The following is a 12,257-nucleotide window of genomic DNA, read 5'->3' on the forward strand; positions in this document are numbered from 1 at the left end:
CGGTCCAGCCACTGGCGGCCGGTTTTCCACCGGCCGGACAACGATCCGGCCGGTGGAGACCTCAGGGACGCCCGAGGTCGGGTCCGGCCGGGGAGGTCTGCCGAGGGCCGTCCTTGATGCGCTCGCACATTCCGCTGACGACGTCGCACCTCAGCAGCACGTCGCGGTCCGTTCCCAGTCCCATCTGGCCGAGGAGATGGATGTCGTCCTCCCAGATGCCCGGATAGGCGGCGTGGAACAGCCGCGGCGACAGGTTCAGGCGCGTCCTGGCCCCGGTGTCCACCACCACTGCCCCGACCGCGGCTCCCTCGGCCACCAGGATCTTCCCGTCCGGAGACAGCGCCGCGCCGCTGCTGCCGCACTGCTCCCGCAGAGTCTTCAGCCGTGTGCCGTCCAGCTCGGCCACCCGCACGCAGGGTCCCGGTCCTTGACCGTCCTCGCCGGCCTGCGCCGGTTCACTGAGCAGGATCCGATCGGTCGTCCGGTACGCCGTCAGCCGGCGCCCCTCGGTGTCCACCGGCAAGGGCTCCGAGCCCGGCTTCCAGACCCGGGTCTGGCTGCGTTCACCCCGCGGCATGAACCAGATCCCGTCTCCGTTCCAGCCCAGCACCTCGGCCTCCGGGTCGGTCGGCCACGATGCCGTCTCCTTGCCGGTGGCAACCTTCCGGACGGTGACCCGGGCCTGACCGCCCTCGGTGGGCGCGACGAAAGCGACCTCGGAGCGGTCCGGGGACACGCTCATCCCGTCGCCGAGGACCAGACCGAACGAGCTGTACGCCCCCGACGTGTCCAGCCGCCCCATCACCAGCTCGCCGCCGGGGCCGTAGCGCGACCGAGCGACGATCCAGCCGCAGTCGACCCGGCCCAGGCTGAAATACGTGAAGCCCTTCTCGACCGGGACGCGAACCCCCAGGTCCTCCAGGTAGCCGCCCGACCCTTCGCGGTTCGGCGCCATCGTGAAGGGGACCCGTGGAGCTTCACCGAAGGGCAGCTTGTCCAGTTCCGGGGTCGCCGGCTTGGTCCCGTTCTGCTGCGGGAAGGTCAACGGCTCGACGGCCGGCGGCGTGGCGCAGGTGCCCGCGCTGACCTGAGCGCTGTTCCTGGAGACGACCACCGGTACGGCGACCGCCGCGACCACGGCCGCCGCCGCGAGGGCGATCACGAGGACCGGCCGCGTACGCCGTACAGGCTGAACAGGAGCCGGCGGCGGTACGGCGTCGCCCGGGACGGTCCGGGCGGCGGCGTCGAGGGCATCGGTCAGACGCTGGTCGAGATTCATCGGTCCTCCTGCAGCTTCGAGCCCAGGGACTTCAGCGCCCGGGAGGTGGTGGAACGGACGGAGACCTCGGTGATGCCGAGCGTCCGGGCGATCTCGGCGTCGGACAGGTGCAGGTAGAAACGCATCACCAGCACCTCTCGCCGCCGGGTCGGCAGGGTCGCCAGCGCGGCCAGCACCTCGCGCCGGTCCTCGCCGAGCATCGCCTGGCTCTCGGCGGACCAGACGGGCGGATCGACGGGCTGCCGGTGCAGTACGGCGAGCTTGCGGCGGCGCAGCACCGAGCGGCTGGTGTTCAGCACCGCCGACCGCAGGTACGCCTCGACCCGGGTGCCGTCCTTGATCTTGTCCCAGCGCCGGTACACGGCCGCGAACGACTCCTGTACGGCGTCCTCGGCCGAGGCGCGGTCGCCCAGCATCAGCAGCGCGAGCCGGACCATCCCGGCCCACTGCTCCCGGTAGAGGAGGGTGATCGCTGCCTCACGCTCCGCGACTGGTGGTGGGTGAGCGGGGGATCGGCCCAGGCCCAGCGTCATGTTGGTCACGGTAGAGAGACACCGGTCCACACCGTTTGTTGCACGGCCGGACGCTTCGATGCGGAAACGGCTGGCGTGTCATGGGAAGATGGAGGCGTTGTCCTGTCTCCATCCTCAGACGAAATCCTCAGACGAACTGGATCCCTCCGTGCCCGTTGGACCCACGACCGTTCCGCAGCCGGGTCGCACCGACCCGTCGCTGATCCGGAACTTCTGCATCATCGCCCACATCGACCACGGCAAGTCGACGCTGGCCGACCGGATGCTGCAGATCACCGGTGTCGTCGACGGCCGGCAGATGCGGGCGCAGTACCTGGACCGGATGGACATCGAGCGCGAGCGCGGCATCACGATCAAGTCGCAGGCGGTCCGCCTGCCGTACGCGCCGAAGCCGGACAGCCCTGGTGGCCTGCTCGCCGACGACGGTACGACGTACATCTTGAACATGATCGACACCCCCGGCCACGTCGACTTCACCTACGAGGTGTCGCGGTCGCTGGAGGCGTGCGAGGGCGCGGTGCTGCTGGTCGACGCGGCGCAGGGGATCGAGGCGCAGACGCTGGCCAACCTGTACCTGGCGCTGAACGCGGACCTGCACATCATCCCGGTGCTGAACAAGATCGACCTGCCGGGCGCGATGCCGGAGAAGTACGCCGCCGAGCTGGCGCACATCATCGGCTGCAAGGAGTCCGACGTCCTGCGGGTCTCGGCCAAGACCGGCCAGGGCGTCGAGGAGCTGCTCAGCGAGATCGTCGCGCAGGTCGAGCCGCCCAAGGGCGTCAAGGACGCGCCGCCGCGGGCGCTGATCTTCGACTCCGTGTACGACACCTACCGCGGCGTGGTCACCTACGTCCGGGTGGTCGACGGCGAGCTGAGCCACCGCGACAAGATCAAGATGATGTCGTCGGGCGCGGTGCACGAGATGCTCGAGGTCGGGGTGATCTCGCCCGATCCGGTGAAGTCGCCGAGCATCGGTGTCGGCGAGGTCGGCTACCTGATCACCGGCGTGAAGGACGTCCGTCAGTCCCGGGTCGGTGACACCGTCACGGCTGCCATCCGCGGTGCGACCGAGGCGCTCGGGGGCTACAAGCACCCGCAGCCGATGGTGTACTCCGGTCTGTTCCCGATCGACGGTGACGACTACCCGACGCTGCGTGACGCCCTCGAGCGGCTGCAGCTCAACGATGCGGCGTTGAGCTACGAGCCGGAGAGCTCGGGCGCGCTCGGCTTCGGGTTCCGCTGCGGCTTCCTCGGCCTGCTGCACATGGAGATCGTCCGCGAGCGGCTCGAGCGCGAGTTCGACCTGGACCTGATCTCGACCGCGCCGAACGTCGTCTACCGGGTCGACATGGAGGACGGCAAGGAGCACGTCGTCACCAACCCGAGCGAGTTCCCCGAGGGCAAGATCGCGGACATCTACGAGCCGATGGTGCGGGCGACGATCCTGAGCCCGAAGGACTTCATCGGCACGATCATGGACCTGTGCCAGACCAAGCGGGGCAGCCTGCTCGGGATGGAGTACCTGTCGGAGGACCGCGTCGAGCTGCGCTACACGCTGCCGCTGGCCGAGATCATCTTCGACTTCTTCGACCAGCTGAAGTCGAAGACCAAGGGCTACGCGTCGCTGGACTACGAGCCCACCGGCGAGCTGGCGGCCGACCTGGTCAAGGTCGACATCCTGCTGCAGGGAGAGACCGTCGACGCGTTCTCCGCGATCGTGCACCGCGACAACGCCTACGCGTACGGCGTCTCGCTGGCCGGCAAGCTCAAGGAGCTGATTCCCCGCCAGCAGTTCGAGGTCCCGATCCAGGCCGCGATCGGGTCCCGGATCATCGCCCGGGAGTCGATCCGGGCGATCCGCAAGGACGTGCTCGCCAAGTGCTACGGCGGTGACATCACCCGTAAGCGCAAGCTGCTGGAGAAGCAGAAGGAAGGCAAGAAGCGGATGAAGATGGTCGGCCGGGTCGAGGTCCCGCAGGAGGCCTTCATCGCGGCGCTGAAGACGAACGAGCCCTCCGAGAAGGCCAAGAAGTAGGTGCCGGCGATCGAGATCCCCGCGGGGTTCCTGGTCGTCGGGTCCCGCGGGCCGGACTGGCGCGCGTTCCTGGACCGGCTGCCGCGGCTGATCGACGACCTGCTCGGCGAGTGGGAGCTGACGGTCGACGGCTCCGCGTGGCACGGGGAATGCGCGATCGTCGTACCGGTGCTGACGCGGGCCGGTGAGGCCGCGGTGCTGAAGGTGCAGTTCCCGCACTGGGAGGCCGAGACCGAGCACCTCGCGCTGCAGGCCTGGGGCGGCCGGGCGGCGGTGCGGTTGCTGCGGGCGGATCCGCGACGGTTCGCGTTGCTGCTCGAGCGGCTGCAGCCGCGTGACCTGACGACGGTCGACGACCGGGAAGCCTGCGAGATCATCGGTACGGCGTACTCGAAGCTGCATGTCGCGGCCGGTCCGCAGTACCGGCCGTTGTCGGGTGAGCTGAAGCGGTGGATGGAGGAGCTCCGTGCGCTGCCCGCGTCGGCGCCGGTCCCACGCCGGTACGTCGAGCAGGCGCTCTCGCTCGGTACCGACCTCGCGGCGGACGCCGCGACCGACGGCCGGCTGATCCACAGCGACCTGCACTACGAGAACGTGCTGGCCGGCGACCGCGAACCCTGGCTGGTGATCGACCCCAAACCCCTGTCCGGCGACCCCTGCTACGAGGTGCCGCCGCTGCTGTGGAACCGCTGGGACGAGGTCGTTGCCTCCGGCGACATCCGCTTCCGGGTCCGGTCCCGCTTCTACACGGCGATCGATGCCGCCGGGCTGGACGAGGAACGCGCCCGCGACTGGGTGATCGTCCGCCAGATGCTCAACGTGCTGTGGACCCTGAAGGACGCCGGCGCCGACGAGTCCCTGCCGCAGGACTGGCTGACCCGCAACATCGCGATCGTGAAGGCCATCCAGGACTAGGGCGTGGCTGGCACGCCCTGGAAACTCGGTGGAGCGTCCGGGCCCGGCGGGGGAGGATGCCGGTATGCGGCTGTTGACGGTGAACGTGGTGGAAGAGCTGATCCCTGGTCCCAAGCGGACCGGGTGGACGGCGATCGACAAGCGGCCGCAGGGTGGACGGGTTCGAGTGGGGGAGCTCGGGCTGGCGGGGGACTCGGTGTGCGACGTCGAGAACCACGGCGGGCTAGACCAGGCCGTCTACGCGTACTCCGAGGAGGACGCCCGGTGGTGGAGCGAGCAGCTCGGGCGGGAGATCCCGTCGGGGTTGTTCGGGGAGAACCTGCGGACCGAAGGGATCGACCTGACCAACGCGCTGATCGGCGAGGTGTGGCGGATCGGGGACGAGGTCGAGGTGCAGGTGCGGGCGCCGCGGATCCCGTGCATCACGTTCCAGCACCGGATGGGGATCCCGGGCTGGGTGAAGTGGTTCCACCAAGCTCAGAGGCCGGGGCTGTACTTCAAGGTGCTGAGGACGGGCACGATCGCGGCCGGTGACGAGATGACGGTGGTGAGCCGGCCCGAGCACGAGGTGACGGTCGGGGTGATGTTCGAGGCGCAGGACAGTGCCAAGATGCAGGGGATGCTCGACTCGGGCGTCGACCTGATGGTCGAGTGCCGGGAGATCGCCGAGCGGGTCGCCGCACGGCCGGTGTCCAAGCCAGGCTCCACCCCGAGCTCCACTCAGTGAAGGGCGTGATCCCCGAGCCAGGACCCTTGCGGCCGCTGGCGCTGGCGACCCTGCTCAGCCGGGTCGGCAACGGCCTGCTGATGACGGTCAGCGTGCTCTACTTCACCCGCATCGTCGGCCTCTCGATCGCCCAGGTCGGGCTCGGGCTCACGATCGCCGGGCTGTTCGGCCTGCTGTCCGCCGTACCGCTCGGGCACCTGGCCGACCGGCGCGGCCCGCGCGGGCTGTTCGTCATCCTCGGCAGCGCGGTCGCGGTCCTGTCGCTCGCCTACCTCCTGGTCGACACGTTCTGGCAGTTCCTCGTCGTCGCGACCGTCGTCACGATCCTCGACCGCGGCGCCGGCGCCGTCCGCGCCGCGTTGATCGCCGCCGTCACGCAGGGCTCGGCCGGCCGCGTCGCCGCCCGCGCCTACCTGCGCGCGATCACGAACATCGGCATCATGGCCGGCGCCGCGATCGGCGCGCTCGCCCTGCACTTCGACACCCGTACGGCGTACCAGCTGATGTTCGTCATCGACTCGGTGCTGACCTGCGCCTCGGCGTTCGTCATCCTCGGCATCCCGCGAGTCGCTCCGCAGCCGAAGACCGCCGAAGGCCCGGTCTGGATCGCGCTGCGCGACCGCGGGTACCTGGCCGTCGCCGCGCTGAACGCCGGCATGTCGATCCACTACGCCGTGCTCGACATCGCGATCCCGCTCTGGGTGGTCGAGCACACCGAGGCGCCGCGCTGGACGGTCGCGCTGCTGCTGATCATCAACACGATCGTCGTCGCGCTGTTCCAGGTCCGCTCCAGCCGCGGCATCCAGGACCCGACGTCGGCGGCCCGCGCCACCCGGACGGCGGGATGGTTGCTGCTGGCATCGATGGCGCTGTTCGCGGCCGCCTCCGGTGGTGGAGCCGTCGTCGCTGTCGCGCTGCTCGCGGTCGGCGCGTTCGTCCAGGTGATCGGCGAGCTGCTGCAGTCGTCCGGCTCGTTCCTGCTCGGTTTCGACCTGGCGTCGGACCAGGCGCAGGGCCAGTACCAGGGCGTGTGGGGGACCAGCATGTCGATCAGCACGATGGTCGCGCCGACTGTGCTCGCGCTGCTACCGCTCGGACTGGGCGTCCCCGGCTGGATCATTCTCGGCGTCTGGTTCGCCGTGATCGGGGTGCTGTTCGTCCCGGTCGTGCGCTGGGCGGCGGCTCGCCGGCCGGTCGGTCAGTTGGGCGGTTCGAGCACCTAGGCGGGGCGAGGGTCGTGCCACGATGGTTCGATGGCATCGACCGAGCGCACCGATCTCGTGGTCAGCACGCCCGCCGGTCCGATTCGTGGCGAGACGACGCAGTACGGCGCGGTCTTCCGGGCCGTCCCGTACGCCGCGCCGCCGGTCGGTGAGCTCCGGTTCCGCTCGCCGGCCCCCGCGAGCCCGTGGACCGACGTCCGGGACGCCCGATCGCCCGGACCCACTGCTCCGCAGGCGGCCGCGTCCGGCCCGCTGGCCGATCTGCTGCCGAACGTCGCCGTGCCCGGCGACGACTACCTCCACGCGAACGTCTGGACGCCCGACCCGGCGGGCTCCGCGCCGGTCGTGGTGTTCGTCCACGGCGGCTCCTTCACCAGTGGGTCCAACGCGCTCAGCGGGTACGACGGTACGGCGTTCGCGCGCGACGGTGTCGTGTTCGTGACGATCAACTACCGGCTGGGTGCCGACGGCTTCCTCTGGTTCGGTGACGGCGTACCGAACCTCGGGCTGCTCGACCAGGTCGCCGCGCTGACCTGGGTGCGGGACAGCATCGCGAGCCTCGGCGGTGACCCGGGAAACGTCACGGTGATGGGCGAGTCGGCGGGCGCGATGAGCATCGGGGCACTGCTCGCGATGCCGGCCGCCCAAGGACTGTTCCACCGGGCGATCCTGGAGTCCGGCGCGGGCCACCACGCGATCTCGCCGGCCGCGGCACTGACGGTCGGCCGGCGGCTCGCGAAGGCGTTGCGCGTTCCGGCGACCCGCGAAGGTGTCGCTTCGGTCAGCTCCGCCGCGCTGGTCGCGGCGCAGGCGCAGGTCTCCGCACAGTTGCCCAAGGCACCATTTCGCCGGGTCTGGGGTGAGGTGGCGACCAACCTGATGCCGTTCGAGCCGGTGATCGACGGCGAGGTGCTCCCGCGGTTGCCGATCAAGGCGATCGAGGCCGGCGCCGGCTCAGGCGTCGACGTACTGGTCGGGTACAACACCCAGGAGGCGCGGCTGTTCTTCCTCACCACGCCTGCCAAGGGCGTGGTTCCCCGGCTGATGGCGGTGGTGCTCGGTCGACTGTTCGGGCTCGGTCGGAAGGATCTCGCGGCCTACCGAGGGTGGGCCGAAGGGCCGGCGCGGGACTACGACGCGATGATCGCCTTGCTGACCGACGCCGTGTACCGGATCCCGGCGCTCCGGCTGGCCGAGGCGCACGGCCGGGCGCACGTGTACCGGTTCGCCTGGCAGTCGCCGGCGCGCGAGGGCCGGCTCGGTGCCGCTCACGGGCTCGAGCTGCCGTACGTGTTCGACAACCTGGACAATGCCGACTGGCGCGGAATGCTGGCCGGCCAGGGCGATGCCGAGGTCGCGACCCGGATGCACGAGAGCTGGGTCGCTTTCGCCAGGACCGGCGATCCGGGCTGGCCGACGTACACGCCGGAACGCCGGGTCGAGCGGGAGTTCGGCGGCGCCGACCAGGTGGTCACCGATCACCACCCGGCCAGCCGTGAGCTGTGGGCAGGACGGCGTTAGGGCGTGGGCTCCAGGTAGCCCAGCGCCGCTGAGATCTTCCGGGCCGCCTCGATCGCGGCCGGGGCCATCAGCGCGACCTGCGCGATCGACTGCTCCAGCGACAGCGTCGAGATGCTCACCGCCGCGATCGCCGCCGCGGTGTGGTCGTGGATCACCGCCGCGACGCACCGGATGCCCGGCTCGTTCTCCTCGTCGTCCAGCGCGTACCCACGGGCCTTCACCTGCGCCAGATCCGCCTTCAATCCGGCTGCGGTCGTGTGCGTGAGCGGCGTACGGGCCGGCAGTCCGGTCCGGGTGATCAGCGCGTTGAGCGCTTCATCGTCCTTCTCGGCGAGCAGCGCCTTGCCGATCCCGGTGCAGTGCAGCCAGAACGCCTTGCCCACCCGCGACGGCATCCGGTACGGCTTCGGGCCGTCCAGGCGCGCGACGTAGATCGCCTCGTCGCCGTTCAGCAGGCCGACGTGCACCGTGCAGCGGGTCTGCGCGACGAGGTCCGCGAGCACCGGCCGGGCGACCGTCGCGAGGTCGACGTTCGTCAGCGCGTGCCCGGCGAGCCGCAGCGCCTTCGGGCCGGGATGGTACGAACCGTCCTCGGCCTGGGCGACGAACTCGTGCTCGACCAGCGACGCCATGATCCGGTGCACGGTCGACTTGGCCAGCCCGGTGGCCGTCACCACGTCGGTGAACCGGGAGTGCTCGAGGACGGCGTCGAGCACCATCAGCGTCTTGTCGATGGCCGAGGGCGAACTCATGTCGCTCATCCTGTCACCTCCGTCCTGCTCGATCCCGTACGCCGTACTGGCCTCATCGCGCGAGCCAGCCACCGTCCACAGCGAGAACGTGCCCGTTCACGTAGTCCGACGCCGCCGAGGCCAGGAAAACCGCGGCCCCGACCAGGTCCTCCGGCCGGCCCCAGCGACCGGCCGGGATGCGGTCCCGGATGGCCGCCTCGCGCGCCGGGTCGGCGCGCAGGTCGGTCGTGTTGTCGGTACTGATGTACCCCGGCGCGATCGCGTTCACCTGGACGCCGGCCGCTCCCCACTCGTTGGCCAGCGCCTTGGTCAGTCCCGCGACCGCGTGCTTGCTCGCAGTGTAGGCGGGCACGGTGACGCCGCCCTGGAAGCTGAGCAGCGAGGCGATCGTGATGATCTTGCCCGCGCCGTGCTCGACCATCGCCGCGCCGACCGGGCGGGTGACCGCCCAGGTGGAGTTCAGGTTCACGTCGATCACGTGCTGCCAGTCGGGCGTTGCCGTCGCGGCCGCGGGCGCCCGGCGGATCGTGCCCGCGTTGTTGACCAGGACGTCGATCCGGCGCTCGCGGGCCAGGTCGGAGGCAACCTTCTCGACGGCGGCGGGATCGGCGAAATCGGCGGTGACGACCGTTGCCTCGCGGCCGCCGTTCTGCTTGATCGCCTCGAGGGTGTCCTCGAGCGCCGCGTCCCGGGCGAGCAGGATCAGGTCGGCGCCGGCCGCGGCGTACCCGGCGGCGATCGTCGCGCCGATCCCGCGCCGCGCCCCGGTCACCAGGGCGGTCCGTCCCTCCAGGGAGAAGGAGGTCACCGCAGCTCCGCCACGTCGACGCCGTCCATGTCGGCGAAGGCCTGGTTCTCCCCGGCCATCGCCCAGACGAAGCTGTACGACGAGGTGCCGACGCCGGAGTGGACCGACCAGCTCGGCGAGATGATCGCCTCACGGTCCGCGACGAGCAGGTGCCGGGTCTCGTCGGGCTCGCCGAGCAGGTGCACGATCCGCTCGGTCGCCGGCAAACCGAAGTACAGGTAGCACTCGGTCCGGCGGTCGTGGGTGTGCGCGGGCATCGTGTTCCAGGTGCTGCCGGCGTGCAGCGTGGTGACGCCGAGCACGATCTGGCAGCTCTGGACGCCGTCGGCGTGGATGTACTGATCGATCGTGCGCCGGTTCGCGGTCTGCTGGTCGCCGAGCTCGAGCCGGTTGCCCTCGCCGGGCTGGACCAGCGTCGTCGGGTACGCCGTGTGCGCGGCCGCGCTGAACAGGTAGAACGCGGAGTCGGTGCCCTCGAAGACGACCTCGCGGGCGCCGCGCCCGGCGTACAGGCAGGCGCCGGTGGTCAGCTCGAACTTGGTGCCGTCGACGGTCACCGTGCCGGGGCCGCCGACGTTGACGATGCCGGCCTCGCGGCGCTCGAGGAAGTACTCGCTGCGCAGCTCCGGCCAGGTGCCGAGGGTGAGCGGGCCGGAGACCGGGCGGGCGCCGGCCAGCACGATCCGGTCGTGGTGGGTGAGCACCGCGGTGACCGCGTCGGGCGTGAACAGGTCGTCGACCAGGTACTGCTCGCGCAGCGCGCGGGTGCCGAACCCGGGCACCTGGGCGGGATGGGTGGCGTGACGGACCTGGAGAGGCGAATTCATGGAACTAAGTTCTACTAGACAGAACAACAAGTCAAGAGTAGAAAGGGCGTCTTGGTAGTAGTTCCGCCCCCTGATACCAAGTTCCGCCCCCTGGAGGATGCTCATGACCGCTCTCGACTGGACGGTGCTGGCCGGCTACTTCGTGCTGATGGTGCTGATCGGGCTCTGGTCCCGCACCAAGATCAAGACCGTGGTCGACTACTTCACCACCGGCGGCCGGATCCCCTGGTGGCTGTCCGGCATCTCGCACCACATGTCCGGCTACAGCGCGGTCATGTTCGTCGCCTTCGCCGCGGTCGCCTACACCTACGGCATCACCGTGTACGTGTGGTGGGCGGTGTCGATCGGCGTCGGGGTCGGCATCGGCGCGTTCCTGTTCGCCGCGCGCTGGAACCGGCTGCGCTCCAAGCACGGGGTTGTATCTCCCCTCGAATACCTTGCCCAGCGCTACAACCTGCCGACCCAGCAGGTGCTCGCGTACTCCGGTGCCGCGCTGAAGGTCGTCGACATCGCGTCCAAGTGGGTCGCGATCGCCGTCCTGCTGAACGGCTTCACCGGCGTACCGATGCGGTGGGGGATCCTGCTGACCGGTGTGGTCACGATGCTCTACGCGACGCTCGGCGGGCTGTGGGCCGACGTGCTCACCGACTTCGGGCAGTTCGTCATCCAGGCCGCGGCCGGGATCGCGATGTTCGTCGGCGTGCTGCGGCACCTGGACGGCGTACCGACGCTGTGGACGATGTGGGACCAGCTGCCCGAGGGACACGGTGACGCGCTGAGCGGCCCGTACACGCCGATCTTCCTGATCGCGTTCCTGTTCATCAAGACGTTCGAGTACAACGGCGGCATGTGGAACCTGGCGCAGCGCTACATGGCCGCGCCGTCGGGCTCGGAGGCCAAGCGGTCCGCGCTGCTCTCGTCGATCCTGTGGCTGGTCTGGCCGCTGGTGCTGTTCATCCCGATGTGCGCCGCGCCGTTGCTGATCCCGAACCTGGGCAACCCCGAGCAGTCGTACGTCGAACTGGCGCAACTGCTGCTGCCGAGCGGCCTGATCGGTCTGGTGCTGGCCGGGTTCTTCTCGCACACGATGGCGATGGTCGCCTCCGACGCGAACGTGATCTCATCGGTGATCACCCGCGACCTCGGGCCGGTACTGGTGCCGAAGCTGCGCCGGCTGTCCGACGCCGGGACCCTGAAGTTCGCCCGGATCACCACGTTCACCTTCGTCACGCTCAGCATGCTGATCGCGATCGTCACCAACGGTCAGGGCACGGTGCTGAAGATCGTCGTGGACCTGGTGGCCGCGACGATGGGACCGATCTCGATCCCGCTGATGCTCGGGTTGCTGCCGTGGTTCCGGCGGTGCGGCTCGCGGGCGGCGATCTCCTCGTGGGCGATCGGGCTGATCGTCTGGGCGGTGATCAAGTGGGGTATCGGGTCGACCGACACGACCCTGGTCGTCGCGTTGCCGCTGGCAACTTCCCTGGTCGTGTACGTCGGCCTCGGGCTGCTGATGCCCGAGCGCCGCGACTCCGTCGACGCGCTGCTCGAGTCGCTCGACACCGATCCCGACGACAGCGACGACGTGCTCGCCAGGCGAGCGGCCGCCGCCGCGGCCGACTAACCATGGAACAATG

11 protein-coding genes are annotated in these 12,257 nt (G+C 70.0%); 6 read left to right on the forward strand and 5 right to left on the reverse strand.

The window, feature by feature from the left end:
- Positions 1 to 61 precede the first annotated feature (61 nt).
- Both ACLQ2O_RS27675 and ACLQ2O_RS27680 read right to left on the reverse strand, forming a co-directional pair.
- Positions 62 to 1,279: a hypothetical protein gene (locus ACLQ2O_RS27675; RefSeq protein ID WP_425836594.1), complete on the reverse strand. Its 1,218-nt coding sequence runs from the start codon at positions 1,277 to 1,279 to the stop codon at positions 62 to 64.
- On the reverse strand, positions 1,276 to 1,812 hold the full coding sequence (locus tag ACLQ2O_RS27680) for an RNA polymerase sigma factor (RefSeq protein WP_425836597.1): 537 nt from the start codon (positions 1,810 to 1,812) through the stop codon (positions 1,276 to 1,278). The genes ACLQ2O_RS27675 and ACLQ2O_RS27680 overlap by 4 nt, the downstream gene beginning before the upstream one ends.
- Positions 1,813 to 1,960: 148 nt before the next feature.
- Here ACLQ2O_RS27680 and lepA point away from each other — a divergent pair, with 148 nt between their 5' ends.
- The 5 genes from lepA (at position 1,961) to ACLQ2O_RS27705 (ending at position 8,233) form a co-directional block, all read left to right on the forward strand.
- Complete coding sequence (lepA, locus tag ACLQ2O_RS27685; RefSeq protein WP_425836600.1) at positions 1,961 to 3,847, forward strand: translation elongation factor 4; 1,887 nt, start codon at positions 1,961 to 1,963, stop codon at positions 3,845 to 3,847.
- Positions 3,848 to 4,762, forward strand: coding sequence for an aminoglycoside phosphotransferase family protein (locus ACLQ2O_RS27690; RefSeq protein ID WP_425836603.1), 915 nt, complete (start codon positions 3,848 to 3,850; stop codon positions 4,760 to 4,762).
- Between the two features lie 64 nt (positions 4,763 to 4,826).
- On the forward strand, positions 4,827 to 5,489 hold the full coding sequence (locus ACLQ2O_RS27695) for an MOSC domain-containing protein (protein WP_425836605.1): 663 nt from the start codon (positions 4,827 to 4,829) through the stop codon (positions 5,487 to 5,489).
- 5 nt (positions 5,490 to 5,494) lie between these two features.
- Entirely contained in the window at positions 5,495 to 6,712 is a 1,218-nt protein-coding gene (locus ACLQ2O_RS27700) for an MFS transporter (RefSeq protein WP_425836608.1), read from the forward strand.
- A 30-nt stretch (positions 6,713 to 6,742) separates the two neighbouring features.
- The gene (locus ACLQ2O_RS27705; protein ID WP_425836611.1) at positions 6,743 to 8,233 is read left to right on the forward strand and encodes a carboxylesterase/lipase family protein; all 1,491 of its coding nucleotides are present in this window, start codon (positions 6,743 to 6,745) and stop codon (positions 8,231 to 8,233) included.
- On the opposite strand, the gene ACLQ2O_RS27710 is transcribed toward ACLQ2O_RS27705, so the two are convergent.
- From ACLQ2O_RS27710 to kduI, 3 genes are read right to left on the reverse strand one after another with little or no spacing between them, the layout of a single operon-like run.
- Complete coding sequence (locus tag ACLQ2O_RS27710; protein ID WP_425836614.1) at positions 8,230 to 8,994, reverse strand: IclR family transcriptional regulator; 765 nt, start codon at positions 8,992 to 8,994, stop codon at positions 8,230 to 8,232. The two genes, ACLQ2O_RS27705 and ACLQ2O_RS27710, sit on opposite strands and share 4 nt — an antisense overlap.
- A 43-nt stretch (positions 8,995 to 9,037) precedes the next feature.
- Positions 9,038 to 9,793: an SDR family oxidoreductase gene (locus ACLQ2O_RS27715; protein WP_425836616.1), complete on the reverse strand. Its 756-nt coding sequence runs from the start codon at positions 9,791 to 9,793 to the stop codon at positions 9,038 to 9,040.
- Positions 9,790 to 10,620 (reverse strand): 5-dehydro-4-deoxy-D-glucuronate isomerase, encoded by an 831-nt coding sequence (gene kduI, locus ACLQ2O_RS27720; RefSeq protein WP_425836619.1) that lies wholly within the window; start codon positions 10,618 to 10,620, stop codon positions 9,790 to 9,792. Before kduI ends, ACLQ2O_RS27715 begins: the two co-directional genes overlap by 4 nt.
- A gap of 103 nt (positions 10,621 to 10,723) precedes the next feature.
- On the opposite strand from kduI, the gene ACLQ2O_RS27725 reads away from it, so the two are divergent.
- A complete protein-coding gene (locus ACLQ2O_RS27725; protein WP_425836622.1) occupies positions 10,724 to 12,244 on the forward strand; it encodes a sodium:solute symporter family protein in 1,521 nt (506 codons plus the stop codon).
- The last annotated feature ends 13 nt before the right edge of the window (positions 12,245 to 12,257 follow it).

The sequence above is a fragment of the Kribbella sp. DT2 genome (assembly GCF_049844575.1).
Taxonomy (GTDB): domain Bacteria; phylum Actinomycetota; class Actinomycetes; order Propionibacteriales; family Kribbellaceae; genus Kribbella.

Coding starts and splice junctions, on each gene's coding strand:
- ACLQ2O_RS27680 (WP_425836597.1), bottom strand. CDS start 1,812: ATGACGCTGGGCCTGGGCCGATCCCCCGCTCACCCACCACCAGTCGCG.
- ACLQ2O_RS27710 (WP_425836614.1), bottom strand. CDS start 8,994: ATGAGCGACATGAGTTCGCCCTCGGCCATCGACAAGACGCTGATGGTG.
- ACLQ2O_RS27705 (WP_425836611.1), top strand. CDS start 6,743: ATGGCATCGACCGAGCGCACCGATCTCGTGGTCAGCACGCCCGCCGGT.
- ACLQ2O_RS27695 (WP_425836605.1), top strand. CDS start 4,827: ATGCGGCTGTTGACGGTGAACGTGGTGGAAGAGCTGATCCCTGGTCCC.
- ACLQ2O_RS27675 (WP_425836594.1), bottom strand. CDS start 1,279: ATGAATCTCGACCAGCGTCTGACCGATGCCCTCGACGCCGCCGCCCGG.
- ACLQ2O_RS27725 (WP_425836622.1), top strand. CDS start 10,724: ATGACCGCTCTCGACTGGACGGTGCTGGCCGGCTACTTCGTGCTGATG.
- kduI (WP_425836619.1), bottom strand. CDS start 10,620: ATGAATTCGCCTCTCCAGGTCCGTCACGCCACCCATCCCGCCCAGGTG.